General features: G+C 72.3%; 23 protein-coding genes. 15 read left to right on the top strand and 8 right to left on the bottom strand.

What is annotated here, in order from left to right; translation table 11 throughout:
- Nucleotides 1-6: 6 nt before the first annotated feature.
- The 4 genes from flgH to G3576_RS02190 are packed head-to-tail and all read right to left on the bottom strand — an operon-like array spanning nt 7 to nt 3,243.
- Nucleotides 7-732 (bottom strand): flagellar basal body L-ring protein FlgH, encoded by a 726-nt coding sequence (gene flgH / locus G3576_RS02205; protein WP_164692681.1) that lies wholly within the window; start codon nt 730-732, stop codon nt 7-9.
- Nucleotides 729-1,649 (bottom strand): flagellar basal body P-ring formation chaperone FlgA, encoded by a 921-nt coding sequence (gene flgA, locus G3576_RS02200; RefSeq protein WP_164692680.1) that lies wholly within the window; start codon nt 1,647-1,649, stop codon nt 729-731. Before flgA ends, flgH begins: the two co-directional genes overlap by 4 nt.
- Before the next feature lie 5 nt (nt 1,650-1,654).
- Nucleotides 1,655-2,440, bottom strand: coding sequence for a flagellar basal-body rod protein FlgG (gene flgG, locus G3576_RS02195; RefSeq protein ID WP_164692679.1), 786 nt, complete (start codon nt 2,438-2,440; stop codon nt 1,655-1,657).
- Nucleotides 2,441-2,496: 56 nt separating this feature from the next.
- Complete coding sequence (locus G3576_RS02190) at nt 2,497-3,243, bottom strand: flagellar hook-basal body complex protein (protein WP_164692678.1); 747 nt, start codon at nt 3,241-3,243, stop codon at nt 2,497-2,499.
- 266 nt (nt 3,244-3,509) lie between these two features.
- On the opposite strand from G3576_RS02190, the gene G3576_RS02185 reads away from it, so the two are divergent.
- From G3576_RS02185 to speE, 9 genes are all read left to right on the top strand, one after another.
- Nucleotides 3,510-4,043, top strand: a complete 534-nt coding sequence (locus tag G3576_RS02185; protein WP_164692677.1) for a flagellar basal body-associated FliL family protein — start codon at nt 3,510-3,512, stop codon at nt 4,041-4,043.
- Nucleotides 4,040-5,125 carry a flagellar motor switch protein FliM gene (gene fliM / locus G3576_RS02180; RefSeq protein ID WP_164692676.1) on the top strand — a complete coding sequence of 362 codons (1,086 nt, stop codon included), beginning with the start codon at nt 4,040-4,042 and terminating at the stop codon, nt 5,123-5,125. Before G3576_RS02185 ends, fliM begins: the two co-directional genes overlap by 4 nt.
- Nucleotides 5,122-5,574, top strand: a complete 453-nt coding sequence (locus tag G3576_RS02175) for a DUF6468 domain-containing protein (protein ID WP_164692675.1) — start codon at nt 5,122-5,124, stop codon at nt 5,572-5,574. The genes fliM and G3576_RS02175 overlap by 4 nt, the downstream gene beginning before the upstream one ends.
- Before the next feature lies 1 nt (nt 5,575).
- Complete coding sequence (locus tag G3576_RS02170; RefSeq protein ID WP_164692674.1) at nt 5,576-6,253, top strand: MotE family protein; 678 nt, start codon at nt 5,576-5,578, stop codon at nt 6,251-6,253.
- Between the two features lie 58 nt (nt 6,254-6,311).
- Nucleotides 6,312-6,692: a chemotaxis response regulator CheY gene (locus G3576_RS02165; RefSeq protein WP_092961395.1), complete on the top strand. Its 381-nt coding sequence runs from the start codon at nt 6,312-6,314 to the stop codon at nt 6,690-6,692.
- The gene (locus G3576_RS02160; protein ID WP_235951350.1) at nt 6,685-7,320 is read left to right on the top strand and encodes a protein phosphatase CheZ; all 636 of its coding nucleotides are present in this window, start codon (nt 6,685-6,687) and stop codon (nt 7,318-7,320) included. The genes G3576_RS02165 and G3576_RS02160 overlap by 8 nt, the downstream gene beginning before the upstream one ends.
- Nucleotides 7,317-10,370, top strand: a complete 3,054-nt coding sequence (locus tag G3576_RS02155; protein ID WP_164692672.1) for a hypothetical protein — start codon at nt 7,317-7,319, stop codon at nt 10,368-10,370. The genes G3576_RS02160 and G3576_RS02155 overlap by 4 nt, the downstream gene beginning before the upstream one ends.
- A gap of 190 nt (nt 10,371-10,560) precedes the next feature.
- On the top strand, nt 10,561-11,007 hold the full coding sequence (gene speD / locus G3576_RS02150) for an adenosylmethionine decarboxylase (RefSeq protein ID WP_164692671.1): 447 nt from the start codon (nt 10,561-10,563) through the stop codon (nt 11,005-11,007).
- A 73-nt stretch (nt 11,008-11,080) separates the two neighbouring features.
- Nucleotides 11,081-11,947, top strand: coding sequence for a polyamine aminopropyltransferase (gene speE, locus G3576_RS02145; RefSeq protein ID WP_164692670.1), 867 nt, complete (start codon nt 11,081-11,083; stop codon nt 11,945-11,947).
- 12 nt (nt 11,948-11,959) lie between these two features.
- On the opposite strand, the gene G3576_RS02140 is transcribed toward speE, so the two are convergent.
- The 4 genes from G3576_RS02140 to G3576_RS02125 all read right to left on the bottom strand — a co-directional run bounded on the left by G3576_RS02140 (nt 11,960) and on the right by G3576_RS02125 (nt 13,678).
- Nucleotides 11,960-12,334, bottom strand: a complete 375-nt coding sequence (locus tag G3576_RS02140; protein ID WP_164692669.1) for a heavy metal-binding domain-containing protein — start codon at nt 12,332-12,334, stop codon at nt 11,960-11,962.
- 28 nt (nt 12,335-12,362) lie between these two features.
- Nucleotides 12,363-13,079 carry a flagellar type III secretion system pore protein FliP gene (gene fliP, locus G3576_RS02135; protein ID WP_456237329.1) on the bottom strand — a complete coding sequence of 239 codons (717 nt, stop codon included), beginning with the start codon at nt 13,077-13,079 and terminating at the stop codon, nt 12,363-12,365.
- A 2-nt stretch (nt 13,080-13,081) separates the two neighbouring features.
- Nucleotides 13,082-13,357 carry a flagellar biosynthetic protein FliO gene (locus G3576_RS02130; protein WP_164693280.1) on the bottom strand — a complete coding sequence of 92 codons (276 nt, stop codon included), beginning with the start codon at nt 13,355-13,357 and terminating at the stop codon, nt 13,082-13,084.
- 69 nt (nt 13,358-13,426) lie between these two features.
- Complete coding sequence (locus G3576_RS02125) at nt 13,427-13,678, bottom strand: hypothetical protein (RefSeq protein WP_164692668.1); 252 nt, start codon at nt 13,676-13,678, stop codon at nt 13,427-13,429.
- Between the two features lie 124 nt (nt 13,679-13,802).
- Between G3576_RS02125 and G3576_RS02120 the strand changes: the two genes are divergently transcribed.
- From G3576_RS02120 to G3576_RS02095, 6 genes are all read left to right on the top strand, one after another.
- The gene (locus G3576_RS02120) at nt 13,803-14,222 is read left to right on the top strand and encodes a flagellar basal body rod protein FlgB (RefSeq protein ID WP_164692667.1); all 420 of its coding nucleotides are present in this window, start codon (nt 13,803-13,805) and stop codon (nt 14,220-14,222) included.
- 30 nt (nt 14,223-14,252) lie between these two features.
- Nucleotides 14,253-14,660, top strand: coding sequence for a flagellar basal body rod protein FlgC (flgC, locus tag G3576_RS02115; RefSeq protein WP_164692666.1), 408 nt, complete (start codon nt 14,253-14,255; stop codon nt 14,658-14,660).
- A gap of 25 nt (nt 14,661-14,685) precedes the next feature.
- Nucleotides 14,686-14,994, top strand: coding sequence for a flagellar hook-basal body complex protein FliE (locus G3576_RS02110; RefSeq protein WP_164692665.1), 309 nt, complete (start codon nt 14,686-14,688; stop codon nt 14,992-14,994).
- A gap of 61 nt (nt 14,995-15,055) precedes the next feature.
- Nucleotides 15,056-15,331 (top strand): flagellar biosynthetic protein FliQ, encoded by a 276-nt coding sequence (locus tag G3576_RS02105; RefSeq protein ID WP_164692664.1) that lies wholly within the window; start codon nt 15,056-15,058, stop codon nt 15,329-15,331.
- Entirely contained in the window at nt 15,328-16,110 is a 783-nt protein-coding gene (locus G3576_RS02100; RefSeq protein WP_328728282.1) for a flagellar biosynthetic protein FliR, read from the top strand. Before G3576_RS02105 ends, G3576_RS02100 begins: the two co-directional genes overlap by 4 nt.
- A 3-nt stretch (nt 16,111-16,113) precedes the next feature.
- Entirely contained in the window at nt 16,114-17,178 is a 1,065-nt protein-coding gene (locus tag G3576_RS02095) for an EscU/YscU/HrcU family type III secretion system export apparatus switch protein (RefSeq protein ID WP_164692662.1), read from the top strand.
- Nucleotides 17,179-17,250 lie beyond the last annotated feature (72 nt).

The following is a 17,250-nucleotide window of genomic DNA, read 5'->3' as shown; positions in this document are numbered from 1 at the left end:
ACCCGGTCAGAAAGGCAGGATGATATCCAGGATCTGCTGCCCGATCCGCGGCTGCTGGAGGTCGGACAGCGTGCCGCGGCCGCCATAGGCGATGCGGGCCTCCGCCAGCCGGTCATGCTTCACCGTGTTGTCGCTGGCGATGTCCTGCGGGCGGATGATGCCGCTGACCTGGAGGTCCCGCAGCTCCGCATTCACCCGCACCTGCTGCCGCCCGGCCACCACCAGGTTCCCGTTGGGCAGCACCTGCGCGACCGTCGCGGCCACGCGCAGCGTCACCGTCTCCGTCCGCCGCACCGTGCCGGTGCCCGTGCTGGTCTGCGCGCCATTGGTCTGCACCAGCGCGCTGGGGTCGATGGCGTTGGGCAGCAGGCGGGTCAGCGAGGTCTCCAGCCCCAGCAGGCGCGGCAGGCCGAGCGTATCCGTGCCGTCGCGCTCCCGCTCCGTCCGGTTCTGCAGCTGTGCCTCATCGGCGATGGAGACCAGCACCGTCACCAGGTCACCCACCGCCGCCGCGCGCTGGTCGCGCAGGAAGGTGCGGCTGCCCTGGCGCCACAGGCTGTTGGCGCCGGAGGTCGGCTCCTGCGGCGCCGGCATGGGCATGGAGACGGGGCGCCAGCGGGGATCCGCGGTCGGGTTCTCGATCGCTGCCAGGGCAGGCGGACGGCCCACTTCCGACAGGCGCTCGCAGGCCGGCAGGGCCAGCAGGGCGAGCAGGGCAAGGCGGGCCTTCATCGGCCGGGCCCCACGCGGACGCGACCGGGCGCGATGACCTGCGCCTCCACCACGATGCGGCTGCTGAGATTCATCACCGGCACCACCGCGCCGCGCGCGGCACCCTCCATGGCCCGGCCCTGCGCCGTCAGCGCCATGCCGGGGATGTCGTAGAGCATTGTCACCGTCGCCCCCCGTTCGACCGCCAGCGGTTGCGTGAGATCGGCCAGCATCAGCGGCTGCTCGGCCATGGTCGGGCGGCGCACCGCCTGGCCCAGCGCCTGCTCTGGCCGCTCCGCCACGCCCGGACGCAGGCGCCCGGCGGGCATGCGCACCAGCCGCACGTCATGCGGGCCCAGCACCTCCCCGATCGCGAGGCGCCGTGTCGCCACCAGCACGGCGACGGTCGGCTGGATGCGGCCCGTGACGCGCTGGCGCTGCGTCGCCATGCCATCCGCCGCCACCACCAGCGTCGCGGAGAAGCGCTGCGCCACCGGGTCGATCACCGCCTGTTCCACCGCCAGCTGGGCGAAGGCCGCCAGCGGCACGAGCGGCGCGCTGAAGTTCAGCAGGTCGATCTCGGCCTGCGGGTCCACGCCCTGGGGCCGCAAGGCGTTGCGCAGCAGGACCAGCACCTCCTCCCGCTCCACCGCGCGGCCGGGGCGTTCCAGCACCACGCGGTCCGCGCCGCCGGTCGGGCGCCAGGCGATGCCGTTCTGCCGCGCAATGGCCATCAGCTGCGCCGCCTCCACCACCTGGCGCTGGCCGGGCGCCGGGGCGGGGCCCAGCACGACGGCGGCGCGGGGCCCATTGGTCTCGAACAGGTCGGAGAGCCGCACGACGGAGTCCTCCACCATCGACAGCGGCTTGAGGGCGACGGTCTCCTGCGCCGCGGCAGGCGCCGTGAGCAGGATGGAGAGCAGGAGCAGGACGCGCATGGCCGTCACCGCAGCCTGGTCAGGGTGGAGAGCATCTCGTCGCTGGCGGAGATGACGCGGCTGTTCATCTCATAGGCGCGCTGGGCGGTGATGAGGTTCGTGATCTCCTGCACGACGTTGACGTTGGAGGTCTCGACGAAGCCCTGCAGCACCTGGCCATAGCCCGGCGATCCGGGGGCGGCCGCCTGGGCGGCACCCGATCCCGGCGTGGCCATCAGCAGGTTGTCGCCGATCGCCTCCAGCCCCGTCTCGTTGGCGAAGATCGCCAGCTGGATCTGGCCGACATTCTGCGGCGCCACCTGGCCATCGAGCTTGGCGAAGACCTCGCCGCTGGAATTGATGGTCACGTCGCGGGCGGCGGCGGGGATGGTGATGCCGGGCTGCACGACGAAGCCATCCGCCGTGACCATGACGCCCTCGGGCGACAGGGCGAAGGTGCCGTCCCGCGTATAGGCGGTCTCGCCGGAGGGCAGCGTGACCTGGAAGTAGCCATTGCCGCGGATGGCCAGGTCGAAGCGGTTCTCGGTCTGGGACAGGCTGCCCTGTTCTGAGATGCGGTAGACCGCGCCGGTCTTCACGCCGAGCCCGATCTGCGCGCCGGAGGGCAGCACGCTACCGGTATCCGCGCTCTGCGATCCGACGCGGCGGAGGTTCTGGTAGATCAGGTCCTGGAATTCGGCGCGGCGGCGCTTGTAGCCCGTCGTGCTCATATTGGCGATGTTGTTGGAGATGACCTCGACGTTGGTCTGCTGGGCCATCATCCCGGTCCCAGCAATATGCAGACTGCGCATGGGTCAGTGGTCCTTCGCCGGGGATGTTGTCGTGTCGTTCATGATTGTCGCGGGGCTCATCGGCGCTTCAGGATGCGCTCGACCGCCGTGCCCAGGCGCTCGCCCTCCTTCTCCGCCATCTGCGTGGTGAACTGGAATTCGCGCAGCTCCTCCGTCATCCGCGTGATTTCCAGGATGGGGCGGACATTGCTGCCCTCCACCGCGCCCTGGACCAGGCCGGGCGCATCGACGCGGCGGGCGGGCATCGTGTCGGGCGCCGCCATCAGCTGGTCGCCTTCCTGGCTCAGCCGCTGGGCGTCGTCGAAGCGGACGATGCGGAACTGGCCGGCATCGCCGTTCTCCGTGCGCAGCGTGCCGTCGCCCAGCACATCGATGCGGCTGTCGCCCGGGGCCACGCGCAGCGGGCGGCCATTGGCGCCCTGCACGGTGTTGCCCTGCTGGTCCACCACCTGGCCCTGGTTATCGAGCACGAAGCGGCCGGCGCGGGTGTAGCGTTCGCCGCGGGGCGTATCGATGGCGAAGAAGCCCTCCGGCGCCGAGATGGCGATGTCGAGCGGGTTGCCCGTGGTGCTCAGCGGGCCGGCGCGTTCGTCGCGCCAGGTGGCGCGGTCCTGGGAATAGGAGACCATCCGCGCGCCGCTCGGCAGCCCGCTGGCCTGCTGGCGTTCCAGCACCGTGGCGAAGACCGGGCGCGCGCTGCGGAAGGCGGGCGTATCGGCATTGGCGATGTTGTTGGCCGTCACCGCGTTGGCGCGCAGCTGGCCGACCAGGCGGGACAGGACGATGTAGCCGGGGCTGTCCATGCAGGAACTCCGCGATGCAGGGCGGAGGCCAAGGCGCAAGGCGCGTGCCAGGATTTCGCGTGGTGGCGCGGCCCCGGGGCGGCAAGGCTTGCCGCCTGGGGGTGAAAAGCGCCGCCGGCCCGGCAGCCCTGTCCGCCGCCGTTGCGATCGCAATCCTTCCTTAAGCCGGACCGGCGATGGTGCATGTCCGCTCCCCCTCCGGGTGGCGGCGGCGTGCGGGGCGCGCCGGGCAACTGGCGCGCAGACAGAAGGACGCGGGCGACAGGATGGCGGCGGCAGCACCAGCCAAGGCGGAGGCAGCGGAAGGCGAGGCGCCGGCCGCGAAGAAGGGCGGCAAGAAGAAGCTGCTGCTCATCCTGCTGCCCTTGTTGCTCCTCATCGGCGTGGGCGCGGGGCTTTGGTTCACGGGCATCCTGCCCAAGCTGCTGGGCATGGGCCCGCCGCCGGAGGAGACGACGGAGGCCGCGGCCGAGCCCGCGCCGCCGCCACGCAGCCCGCCGGCCTTCGTGGATCTGCCCGAGATCGTCGCCAACCTGAACGTGCCAGGCCGTCGCGCCAGCTTCGTGCGGCTGCGCGCCAAGCTGGAGATCACGCGGGCGGAGGATACCGCCGCCGTGCAGGCCGCCATGCCGCGGCTGCAGGACCTGTTCCAGACCTATCTGCGGGAGGTGCGGCCGGAGGAGTTGCGCGGCAGCGCCGGCACGCATCGGCTGCGGGAGGAGCTGATCGCCCGGGCCAATCTGGCCGCCGCGCCGGCCCGCGTCACGGACGTGCTGTTCGTGGAGATGCTGGTCCAATGAGCGGCAGCGGGTCGGAAGACGAGGACCTCGCCGCCGCCTGGGGCGCGGCGCTGGAGGAGGAGGGGGCGCAGCCGGAGGAACAGGCCGCCGCGCCGCTGCCTGCCGATGCGGCGCGCGTGCTCAACCAGGCCGAGATCGACAGCCTGCTCGGCTTCGAAGCCGGCCCGTCGCGGGACCGCGCGGAGTCGGGCATCGAGCGCATCATCTCCGCCGGCCTCGTGCAGTACGAACGACTGCCGATGCTGGAAATCGTCTTCGATCGCCTGGTGCGGCTGATGTCGACGACGCTGCGCAACTTCACCTCCGACAACGTGGACATCTCCATCGATGCCATGACGTCGCTGCGCTTCGGGGACTACCTGAATTCCATCCCGCTGCCGGCCATGCTGGCGGTCTTCAAGGCGGAGCAGTGGGACAATTACGGGCTGATCGTGGTGGACAGCAGCCTGATCTATTCCATCGTGGACGTGCTGCTGGGCGGCCGCCGCGGCACGGCGGCCATGCGCATCGAGGGGCGGCCCTACACCACCATCGAACGCACGCTGGTGGAGCGCCTGATCGGCGTGGTGCTGGGCGATCTGCGCGCGGCGTTCGAGCCGCTCTGCCCCGTCGATTTCCGCTTCGAGCGGCTGGAGGTGAACCCGCGTTTCGCCGCCATTTCCCGCCTGTCCAACGCCGCGGTGCTGGGCCGCATGCGGGTGGACATGGAGGATCGCGGCGGGCGGATCGAGGTGCTGCTGCCCTATGCCACGCTCGAGCCCGTGCGCGAATTGCTGCTGCAGCAGTTCATGGGCGAACGCTTCGGCCGCGACAGCATCTGGGAGACCCACCTGGCGGAGGAGCTGCGCCAGACCGAGGTCTCGCTCGACGTGGTGCTGGATGAGCAGACCATGCCGCTCTCGCACATCCTCCGGCTGAACGTCGGCGACAGCTTCACCCTGTCCTCGCCCCCCGGCGCGCCGGTCCGGCTGCGCTGCGGGGAGGTGCCGCTGTTCGAGGCTCAGCTCGGCCGGCGGGAGAACCGCCTGGCCGTGCGGATCGAGCGTGAGCGCCGCCGCCCGGTGATGGAGGAGGGCGCATGACCACGCTTGAATGGCTCGCCCAGGGCGCGCTGCTGCTGCTGCTGGCCGTCGCCGTGCCCTTCGCCTGGCGGCTGGAACGCCAGATCGCGGCGCTGCGCCGGGAAGGTGCGGCCGTGACCAATGGCGCGGCCGGCATGGCGGAGGCGACGGAGGCCGCGGAAGCCGCGCTGGCAAGGCTGCGCGCCACGGCGGAGCAGGCTGGACGCTCAGTGGCGGAACGCGTCGCGGTGGCGGAGCCGCTGCGCGACGATCTGCGCTACCTCGCCGAACGGGCGGAATCGCTGGCCGATCGCCTTGACGGGCTGGTGCGTGCGGCGCGCCCGATCGCCAGCGGGTTGCCGGAACGCGCGCCGGAGCCTGCCGCGCCGCGTCCCGCGCCCCTGCCGGCCGGGATGCCGCGCAGCGAGGCGGAGCGCGACTTGCTGCGCGCGCTGAGGGAGGCGCGCTGAGATGATGCGCCGCCTCTCCCTGCCGCGCCTGCGTCTGATGCCCCTGGCTGCCGTGCTGGCCGGTGTGCTGGTCGTGGCCAAGATCGACAGGCTGCTGCGCATGGAGGCCGGCGCGCCGGTCGCGATCAGCGCGGCCCGCGCCTCCACCCCTGCACCGGCGGAGCCGACACGGGCGCCGGCACCTGCCACGCCGGCGGCGCCCGCCTCGGCGCCGGCCGCGCCCCCCGCTGCGCCCGCCGCCGCGCCACCGGGCCCGACGCCGGAGCAGGTCGCCGAACGGGCGGTGCTGGAAGCGCTGCGGGCGCGGCGCGCGGAGATCGACCTGCGTGAACAGCAGGCCGCGGCGCGGGAGACGGTGGTCGCCGCGGCGGAGCGTCGCCTCGCGCAGCGGGTGCAGGAACTGACCGCGCTGCAGCAGCGCCTCGAATCCCTGGAACGGGAACGCGCGGAGCGCGAGGAGGCAGGGCTGCGCGGCCTGGTGAAGCTCTACGAAGGCATGCGGCCGCGCGATGCGGCGACGATCTTCGATGAGCTGGAGATGCCCGTTCTGGTCCGCATCGTGGACCGGATGCGGGAAGCGAAGGCATCCCCGGTGCTGGGCGCGATGCGCCCGGAACGGGCGAGGCTGCTGACGGCGGAGCTGGCGCGGATGCGCGCCGAGCGGCCGACCGTGCGGTGACTGGCGCCAGGATGGCGGATCGACGGGACAATCGACGGGACACAGGGGCGCGAGGCCGATGGACAAGAATACACCGGTGCTGATCGTGGACGACTACAAGACCATGCTGCGGATCATCCGGAACCTGCTGAAGCAGCTCGACTTCGAGAATGTCGAGGAAGCGACGGACGGGTCCGAGGCGCTGGCGAAGATGCGTGCCGGCAATTTCGGCCTGGTCATCAGCGACTGGAACATGGCGCCGATGACGGGTCTCGACCTGCTGAAGGAAGTGCGGGCCGATGCGCGGCTGAAGAACACGCCCTTCATCATGATCACGGCGGAGAGCAAGACGGAAAACGTCGTCGCCGCCAAGCAGGCCGGTGTCTCCAACTACATCGTGAAGCCCTTCAATGCGGAGACGCTGCGCGAGAAGATCGAGAAGGTCATGGTCCATGCCTGACGGAATCGCGCCGGTGAACGCCGGCGCCACGCCCGAGGAGGCGCGGATCGATGCCGCCGTCCGCGCCGTGCTCGGCAGCATGGCGGGCGACCTGACGGCGACCGAGGCGGCGCTGCTGGCAGAGCTTGAAGGGCTCGGCCGCACCGTCGCGCGGGCGAAGGAGGAGATCGCCTCCCTCCGCGTGGACGACATCAACATCAGCCACATCCCGTCCGCGACGGATGAGCTCGATGCGATCGTCGGCCACACCGCCCAAGCCACCAACGAGATCCTCGATTGCTGCGAGGTGCTCGAAGGGGTCGCGGGGCGAGTCGGCGGCGGCGAGGCGGAGGCGCTGTCCGGCGCCATCACCCGCATCTACGAGGCCTGCAGCTTCCAGGACATCACCGGCCAGCGCATCGGCAAGGTGGTGACGGCGCTGAAGGCGATCGAGGCGCGGGTCGCGCAGGTGACGGAGCGCTTCAGCGCGGTGGCCTCCGGCCATGCGCTGCCCGCCGCCCCGGCACCGAAGCCCGCACCCGCGGCGGATGCCGAGACCGAGGGGCGGCGGCTGGCCAATGGCCCGCAGCTTCCCGGTGCCGGCGTCAGCCAGGCCGACATCGACAAGCTGCTGGCGGATTTCGATTGATCCGCCAGGCCGCCACCCTGCTCGTCCTGATCCTGCCCGCCGTCTCCGCGGCGGCGCAGGACAGGGTGCCCATCCGGGTCGGGGACCACCCGACGCATGGACGGGTGGTGTTTGACTGGCCGCGCCAGGTGAACTACCGGGTGGAGGAGGCGGAGGGAAAGCTCACGCTCCGCTTCGCCGCCCCGGCCGAATTCGACGCAGCCGCGACGCGCCGGCCGGTGCGCAACCTGCGCGGGCTGGCGCTGGAAGGGGAGGTGGCGGAATTCACCCTCGCCCCCGGCGCCCGCGCCCGGCACTTCCGCCTCGGCAATCGCATCATCGTCGATGTCATGAATCCGGGCGAGGCCACGCCGCCGGCGCAGGCAGCCACGCAAGCCGCGACAAGGCCCGCAGCGGAAGTCGCTCCGCGACCGGCAGCGGACGTCGCTCCGCGACCGGCACCTGAGGTCGCTCCGCGACCGGCAGCGGACGTCGCTCCGCGACTGGCCGCCGAGCCTGCCACGCGTCAGGCACCGCCGCCGCGCCAGGCCGCCGCGCCGTTGCCGCCGCCGCCCCCACCGGCACCGCCACCCCAGCGGCCAGTCGCGCAACCGCCGCCACGCGTCGCTGAAGCACCGGCCGCACGCCAGTCCGACACCGCGCGACCGCCGGGAAGCCCCGCCGCGCGCTCCGCCAGTGGCGCGCCGCCCAACCTGCCGATCGCGACGGCCCCGATTGTCCCGGTGGCGCAGCAGCCCTTGCCGGCGCCTGGCGCGACGCCCCCTGCTGCCGCGGCGCCTGCCCCCGCGCGCGGGACCCCCGTGCGCCTGCTCGCCGGGCCTGCCGTCGCCGTGCCGAGCCCCGCAGGCACGGGCGCCGCGCTGTTCCGGCGCGGCCAGTCCTGGGTGATGGTGCTCGACGCGCCGCTCGCGCTCGACCTTGCGCCGCTGGCGGCCCAGCCGGCGCTGGCGGGCAGCGAGGTTTCCGCGAGTCCGCAATCCACGACGATCCGACTGCCCCTCGCGGCCTTCGCGGCGCCCCGCCTGCGCCGGGACGGCGCCGCCTGGGTGATCGATTCGCCGGCGGAGCCCATGGCGCTGCGCTCCATCCTGCCCGAACTCGATCCCGGCCCGCCGCCCCGCATCCTGCTGCGCGCCGCGCAGGCGGGCATGAGCCTCAACGTCACCGATCCCGAGACCGGCAGCCTGCTGCTGGTCGGCACGGTGAAGGACGGGGCGGAGGCGGTGCCGCTCGGCCGGCGCGGCGCGGCCTTCGACCTGCTGCCGACGCGCCTCGGCGCCGCGCTGCTGCCGCGATCGGACGCGGTGACGCTTGTGGCACGGGAAGGGCAGTTCATCGCCGCCGGCGCGCCGGGTTCGCCCCTGGTCCTGGGCGCCGAACCCGCGGGCGCCACCAGCGCCGCCGCCGCCATGTCGCGGCTCTTCGACCTGCCGGCGGAGAGCACGGCTGCCCTGCAGGAACGCGTGCGCAATGCCGCGAGCGCGGTGGCCGCGTCGCCGCCCCTGTCGCGCGGGCCGGCGCGGCTTCGCCATGCGGAAGCGCTGCTGGCGCTCGGCTTGCCGCAGGAAGCGCAATCCATGGCGACGATCGCCATGCGCGATGATCCCCGCCTGGCGGAAACGCTGCGTGCCCGTGCCCTGCATGGCGTCGCCGCGCTGCTGTCGGGCCGGGTCGCGGAGGCAACCGGCCTCGACCATGCCGGCCCGGACAGCGACGAGTTGGCGCTCTGGCGCGGGCTGCTCGCCGTGGCCCGTGGCCAGGCGGGTGGCGGCGCCGTGGCCGCCGCGCTGCCACTTCTCCTCTCCTACCCCGAACCGCTGCTGGCGCGGGTGCTGCCGATGGCGGCGGAAGCGCTGGCGGAGCAGGGGGAGATCGCCGCCGCCCGCCGCCTTGTGGCCGGACGAGAGGAGGATGATGCAAGCCTCGCCCTGCCGCGCGCGCGCATCATGGAAGCGGCCGGGGAGGTCGATGGGGCGCTCTCCGCCTACGACGCGCTGATCCAGGGACGCGACCGTCGGGCCCGCGCCATCGCCATGCGCCGAGCGGCGGAGCTTCGCCTGGCCTCCGGCCGTACCGATGCCGCCGGCGCGGCCGCCGCGCTGGAAGCGGCGCTGGCGGCGTGGCGCGGCGATGCGATGGAAAGCGACGCACGCCTTCGCCTCGCGGAACTCAAGGAGGCCGCCGGCGACCCGCGCGGCGCCTTCGACCTGCTGCGGGAGACGGAAACGGCCTTCCCGGACCTGGCCAGCACGATCCGGCCACGCCAGCAGCAGGCCCTGGTCGCCGCCATCGGGCGCGAACCGCCGGTTCAGGCCGTGGCGCTGTTCGATTCGCATGTCGACCTGCTGCCGCCCGGGGAGGGGACGGAACAGGCACTCGCCTCGCTCGCCGACCGCCTGGCGGCTCTCGACCTGGTGGATCGAGCCACGCATGTGCTGAAGCGCGCCGTGGCGCGCGCGGCGGGGGCGGAGGCGCGGGCGCGCATCGGCGTGCGGCTGGCGAACCTGGCGCTCGGCGCCGGCGATGCCGGCGGCGCGCTGGCGGCGCTGGAGGAGACGGCGGCACCGGGCCTGCCCTTGGCGCTGGCGCAGGAGAGGCGGCTGCTGGAAGCCCGCGCCCTGACGCGCGCAGGCCGCGTGCCAGACGCCGTGGCGCGCTACCGGGAGGCCGGGCCGCAGGCGGCGCCGGAACTCGCGGCGCTGCTGGCGGAACAGCAGGATTGGGCAGGCGCCGCCGCTGCCATGCAGACACATCTCGCCATCGTGCTGCCGCCGCCTGGCAATGCACTGGCACCGGAACACCGGCCGCTGATCGCGCGCACCGCCGCGCTGCTGGCGCTGGCCGGCGACGAATCGGCGCTGGCGGCGCTGCGCGACGCGGAGCAGCCGCGCATGGCAGGTGGCCCGCTGGAAGAAGCCTTCGCCGTGATCACGGCGGCGCGCATCGCGGGGCTCGATGACCTGCCGCGGCTGCGCCAGGAACTGGATGTTGCGCGCCTGCTGCCCACCCGGCTGGACGGGTTGCGGGAGAATGGGCCGGTGACCCGATAATCTTCTTGTGCCCCCCGGGGTGTCACAATCGGAGTGCCGCGCCACCCCCCGGGGGGAACCCGCATTTTTTCGGACCACCGAGGTCCGATTTCGCTTGCGCCCCCCCCCCTTATGCCCCATATGCGCGCGCCGTTGACCCGATCGATGTTCGATCACCCTGGTCATCTGCTGGCTGGAAGGAGCCCTTACTATGGAAGCTCTCGTCCAACTGGGGATGGTCTCGGAACTCCCGAGCGACGCCCAGACCGATGAGATTCGTGAGACGAAGGACTACTTCGTCCACCGCAATGGCGTCCGCTACGCGGGAACCCACCTGATCATTGATCTGTGGGGCGCCACCAACCTCGATGACCCGGACCACATCGATGCGGTCCTGCGGGAAGGCGCGCTCGCCACGGGCGCGACCATCCTGCACGGGCACTTCCACCACTTCTCGCCGAATGGCGGGGTCAGCGGTGTGCTGGTGCTGGCCGAAAGCCATGTGTCGATCCACACCTGGCCGGAACGCGACTATGCCGCGCTCGACATCTTCGTCTGCGGCGAATGCGATCCGTACAAGGCGCTGCCGGCCCTGAAGAAGGGCTTCCAGGCGGAGCGCGTGCAGCTTGCCGAGCACAAGCGCGGCCTGATCGGCTGACGCGCCGAGGCTTCCGTCATTGCCGGGGGCGGGCCGCAGGGCCCGCCCCCTTCTTCATGCCCGGGACAAGACCATGCCGACCGACTCATGGGTGAATGAGACGCTCTATGCCGAATGGGGCCAGCGCTTCCTGGTGAAGCGAGAGCTCGCGCGCGTGAAGTCCGACTTCCAGGACATCATGGTGTTCGAGAGCTACACGCATGGCCGCGTCATGGTCCTCGACGGCGTCATCCAGATCACGGAGATGGATGAGTTCGCCTACCAGGAGATGATCGCCCATGTGCCGCTGCTGGCGCATGGCGACGCGAAGCGCGTGCTGATCATCGGCGCCGGCGATGGCGGCGTGCTGAAGCGCGTCCTGCAGCACCGCACGGTGGAGAAGGCCGTGATGGTGGAGATCGATGGGGAGGTCATCCGCCTCGCCAAGGAATTCATGCCCGGCATCGCAGGCGATGCCTGGACCGACCCGCGCGCGACGGTGATCGTGGGCGATGGCATCGACTATGTCCGCCAGGCGGAGGCCGGGAGCTTCGACGTCGTCATCGTCGACAGCACGGACCCGATCGGGGTCGGCGAGGTGCTGTTCACCGACGAGTTCTACGCCAATGCCGCGCGCCTGCTCTCCGACCGCGGGCTGATCGTGAACCAGTGCGGCGTGCCGGCCATGCAGGCGGATGAGCTGCGGGAGACGGCGCTGCGCCGCGCCAAGTCCTTTCCCGACAACTGGGCCTATGTCGCGGCGGTGCCGACCTATGTCGGCGGCTTCATGACGCTGGGCTGGGCGTCCAAGGATGCGTCGCTGCGCCAGGTGCCGGTGGAGGAGATCCGCCGGCGTGCCGATGTCGCGGGCGTGCTGGATACCACGCGCTACTGGACGCCGGAGATCCATGTCGGCGCCTTCAACCTGCCGCCCTATATCAGCATGCACCTGCCGCGCTGACGGGCCGGGACGCTACGCCGGCGCGCGTCCCCAGGGGCTCGCGCCGGCGCTGCCGCTCCCCGCGGCGGGCTTCAGCTTCACGGCGGTGCCGGAGGCGCTGACCATCAGCATCCCGTTGTTGCTGCCCAGCACCTCGTAGTCGATGTCGATGCCGACCACGGCATCGGCGCCGACGGCGGCGGCCTGCTGGCTGAGATTGGCCAGCGCCGTGTCCCGCGCCGAGCCCAGTTCCCGCTCATAGGTGCCGGACCGGCCGCCGATGATGTCGCGCAGCCCGCCCAGCAGGTCCTTGAAGACGTTCACGCCAAGCACGGCATCGCCGAAGACGACGCCGAGGTAGCGATCGACCTCCCGCCCCTCGACCGTGCTGGTGGTGGTGAAGATCATGGCGCGCTCCTCCCTGGCCTCGGCGCCATCATGGCACGAAACCCTGCACCAGGCTGCCCGCCACCAGCCGCCAGCCATCGATCAGCACGAAGAAGGCGAGCTTGAAGGGCAGCGCCACGACGGTCGGCGGCAGCATCATCATGCCGAGCGACATCAGCAGGCTGGCCGCGACCAGGTCGATGACCAGGAAGGGCAGGAAGATCAGGAAGCCGATCTCGAAGGCACGGCGCAGCTCGCTGACCATGAAGGCCGGCGTCAGCACCCGCCACGGCGCTTCCCCGGCCGTGGCGGGCGGCAGATGGGCGAGGTCCATGAACAGCTGCAGGTCCGCCTGCCGCACCTGGGATGCCATGAAGCGCCGGAACGGCTCCGCCGCCGCCTGCAGCCCCGCGATCTCCCCGATCCGCCCTTCCGACAGGGGCTGGATCCCCTGGGTCCAGGACGCCTGCAGGACCGGTTCCATGACGAAGAGGGTCAGGAACAGCGCCAGGCCCACCAGCACCGGGTTGGGCGGGATGGAGGGCGCGCCGATCGCGCTGCGCAGCAAGGCGAGCACGATGACGATGCGGCCGAAGGCCGTCATCATCACCAGCAGCGAGGGCGCGAGGGAGAGCAGGCCCACCAGCGCCGTCAGCTGCACCAGCCGCGCGGTGGTGCCCGCCTGTCCCGTGCCCGGCGCGCCGAGGTCGATGTTGACGCTCTGCGCCAGCGCGCCGCCGGCGGGCCACAGCAGCAGCACCAGCAGGATCAGGGGGAGGGTGGCCCGCCATCCGGCAGCCAGCCGATCACCTGGTCCTGCCCGCCGCCGGTCAGCAGCAGCAGGGATCGCCCATCGCAGCGCAGCAGCACCAGGCGCCGGCGGCTGTCGAGCGCCAGTGTCTCCTCCAGCGCCAGGCGGCGGCCGGCGCGCGCGCCGATGCCCGCGGCACGCGCCATGCGGGCCGTCAGCAGCAGCGCCGCCAGCACCGCGACCAGCGCGGCGCCGGCCGTGAGGCCCGCGGTCAGAAGGCTGATGTCGTTCATCCCGCTCCATCCTGGAGTCCCGTTTTCGACAGGGTGTTGAGAGGCCGACGCGTCCTGCGCCGGCGACTGTCAGTGCCGCGCCACCTCGGCGGTCAGGCCATCGACCTGTCGCAGCAGCGCTTCCAGCGCCGGGCGCAGCGCCTTTGCCTCCTCCGCCGCCAGGGCCATGACGGCGGCGCAGAGCGCGGCGGCGTCGCGATCCAGCCCTTCGAGGTCCACGCGTCGCCCGCCTTCGACAAGGGCGCGGGCAACGGCCACGGTGCCGCCCATCGCCTCGATGGCGGCATGGACGGCCTCGGCATGGGTGGCGCGTTTCGGCATGGCGCCCATAGGCGCATGGGCGGATGAACGCTTCCTCTACGTCGCGGGCGTCATCTTCGCCGGGGCGAGATCCGGCCAGCGGATCGAAACCCTTCCTTCATCACCCCGCCGCCAGGATGGGGACATGGATGCAGCAGGCACATCGGCCGGGCGACCGGCCGCGGGGCAGGACGTGCTGGCCCTGGCGCAACGACGGCTGGGCTGGCTGGATCGCCGCACGGTGGTGCTGGCGCAGAACATCGCGAATGCCGACACCCCCGCCTACCGGCCGCGGGACGTGATGCCCTTCGCGCAGGCGCTGGCCGCGGCAGGGGCGCCGCCGATGGCGCGGACCTCGCCGGCGCATCTGCGCGGCACGGGCCAGGCCCGCGCGGGGACCGCGCAGGATCGCGGCGTGCCGGAGACGGCGCCCGATGGCAATGCCGTCTCCCTGGACCGGGAAGCGGTCCGGATGGCGGAAACCGACACCGCGCATGCGCTGGCCATGGCCGTGCATCGCAGCTTCATGGGCATGTTCCGCCTCGCGCTCGGCCGCCAGGGCTGAGCGGGGCGCGGCAGGAGGAGGCAGCACCGCATGGATCTCGATCGCGCGCTTCGCATCTCGGCCGCCGGCATGGCGGCGCAATCCACGCGCCTTCGCGTGGTGGCGGAGAACCTCGCCAACCGCGACAGCACGGGGGAGGCGCCGGGCGCCGACCCCTATCGCCGCCGCACCGTCAGCTTCGCCAATCGCCTCGACCGCGCCATGGGCGCGGAGATGGTGGGCGTCTCGCGCATCGGCACCGCGCCGGGCGATTTCCCGACGCGATACGAACCGAGCCACCCCGCCGCCGACGCCCGCGGCTACGTCAAGACGCCCAACGTCGACAGCCTGGTGGAGGTGATGGACATGCGGGAGGCGCAGCGCAGCTACAGCGCCAACCTCTCCGTGCTCGAGACCACGCGCGGCATGCTGACCCGCGCGATCGAGGCGCTGCGCTGATCATGCGCCGCGGGACTGACCTGCCATGCCGGTAGCCGGCGCGACCGGCGCGCTGCGGGCCGCCGCCGCCTATGCCGCCCAGGCCGGTGGTGGCGTGGCGCAGCCGGGTGGCGAGCAGGGCGGCTTCGGCGGCGTGCTGGCGCGCGCCATGGAAAGCGCGGTCGAACTCGGCCGCAGCGCGGATGCCGCCTCCACCCAGGCGCTGATGGGCCAGGGCAGCGTGACGGAAGCGGTGCTGGCCATCTCCCGCGCCGAGCTTGCCTTGCAGACGACGGTCGCGGTGCGGGACCGGGTGGTGGCTGCCTATCAGGATGTGATGCGGATGCCGATCTGACGCGCGCTGTTCGCGCGCGTCGCCGCACCCATGAGGGGATGCGGGGTGCCAGGAGGGCCGGATGGTCGAGGAAGCCATGGCCCAGTCGCTTCGCGAAGCGATCTGGGTCTCGATGCAGGTGATGGGGCCGCCGCTGGTCGCGGTGCTGGTGGTGGGCCTCGCCGTCTCCCTGGTCCAGGCGCTGACGCAGGTGCAGGAGGCGACGCTGGCCTTCCTGCCCAAGCTCATCATGGGCGGCGCGCTGATGCTGCTGCTCGGCCCCTTCACCGCCTCCGTCATGCAGGGATGGAGCGGGACGCTCTTCGACCGCATGGTGGCGCTCGGCGGCATGCCGTGACGGAAGCGGACCACGCGCTGCTGCAGATGCTGCCCGGCCTGGTCTTCCAGGCCGCGCTCGTCTTTGCGCGGCTCGGCGCGGCGGTGATGCTGCTGCCGGGGGTCGGGGAAGCGGAGGTGCCGGCCCCGCTGCGCCTCGGCCTCGGCCTTGCGCTGGTGGCGGTGCTGCTGCCGGTGCTGGCGCCCGATCTGCCGGCGATGCCGGAGGATCTGGCGGAGACCACGCGGCTCGTGGTGACGGAGATCGTCATCGGCCTCTGGATCGGGACGCTGGCGCGGATCCTGGTGATTGCCTTCGCCATGGCCGGCCAGGCGATCGCGACGCTGGTGGGGCTGTCGAGCCTCTTCGCCTATGACGCCTCGCTCGGCATGGGCGGCACGGCGCTGGGCCGCGCCTTCGCGCTGATGGCGGCGGTGCTGGTGCTCTCCACCGGGCTCTACCGCGTGCCGCTGGCGGCGATGGCGGAAAGCTATGCGATGATGCCGGCGGGCAGCCCGTTCCCCTCCGGCCCGGCGGCGCTGGCGGTGGCGCGGATGGGGGCGGATTCGCTCGACCTCGCGCTGCGCATCTCCGCCCCCTTCGTGGTCGGTGCGGTGCTGCTGAACGTGGCGCTCGGCCTGCTGTCGCGCCTGGCGCCGCAGGTGCAGACCTTCTTCATCGCCGTGCCGGGGCAGATCCTGGCGGGGCTCGGCCTCCTCGCCCTGCTGGCGCCGCCCATGATCGCGACGCTGATGGAGGCGCTGCGCGCCGGCTTCGGCGCCCTGCCCGGGGTGCGCTGAGCCGTGGCGGAGGAGGGTGACGGCCCCGAGGCCGATGACAAGTCGGAGGCCGCAACACCCAAGCGTCTGCAGAGGGCGCGGGAGGAGGGGCAGGTCGCCCTGTCGCGGGAAGCAGTGGGCTGGGCCAGCCTGGCGGCCGGGACACTCGCCACGATGATCGTGCTGCCGACCATCGGCTTCGACCTGATGCGGGCCATGCGCGGCGCGCTGGAATCCGCCCATGGCCTGACCATGGCGGAGGCCTTCGAGGTGCTGTTCTGGAAGGGGGGCCTTGTGGTGGCACCGGTGGCGCTGGCGGTCGCGCTGGGCGCCGCCGCGGCGACGCTGGTGCAGACCGGCGGCCTCGTCTCCGCCAAGTCCATGACGCCGCGGCTGAGCAAGATCAGCCCCTGGGCCGGCCTGAAGCGCCTGGTCAGCCCGGAAGCGCTCATGGAATTCCTGCGCACGCTGGTGAAGCTCGGCATCGTTGGATTTGCGCTGTGGCATGTGGGGTCGGATCTCTCGGCGCTGCAGGCGGCGCTGCACCAGCCCTCCGCCGCCCTGCCATCGGCGGCGGCGGATGTCGCGATGCGCCTGATGACGGCGGCGCTCGCGGCCTTCGCCGGCGTCGCGGTGCTTGATGTGCTCTGGGTGCGGCTGCGCTTCGCGCGGCAGATGCGCATGAGCCGCCAGGACCTGCGCGACGAGGCGAAGGAATCCGATGGCGACCCGATGCTGAAGGCGCGCCGGAGGCAGATGCGCCAGGCGCAGGGAAGGCGTCGCATGATGGCGGCGGTGCCCAACGCCGCCGTCGTGATCACCAACCCCACCCACTATGCCGTCGCGCTGGCCTATGGCGGCGGGGAGGCCGCGCCGAAGATCGTCGCCAAGGGCGTGGATGCCATGGCGGCCCGGATCCGGGAGGCCGCGACCAAGGCCGGCGTGCCCCTGGTGGCCAATCCGCCCCTGGCCCGCGCCCTGTGGCGGCTGGAACTCGATGCGGAGATCCCCGCGGAACACTACCAGGCGGTGGCCGAGATCATCGCCTATGTCTGGCGCCAGAACGGCGCCGCCACACGGCATGCTTGACGCCGTGAGCAACCCCGTGCCCTCGCTGACCGCCCATGGAAGAGCCATGGGTATGGTGGGGTGTCGCCGAGG

It is taken from the genome of Falsiroseomonas algicola, assembly GCF_011040385.1.
Lineage (GTDB): Bacteria > Pseudomonadota > Alphaproteobacteria > Acetobacterales > Acetobacteraceae > Falsiroseomonas > Falsiroseomonas algicola.
Note: the sequence above shows the minus strand (reverse complement) of the source record. Positions and strands in the feature narration are given on the sequence as shown.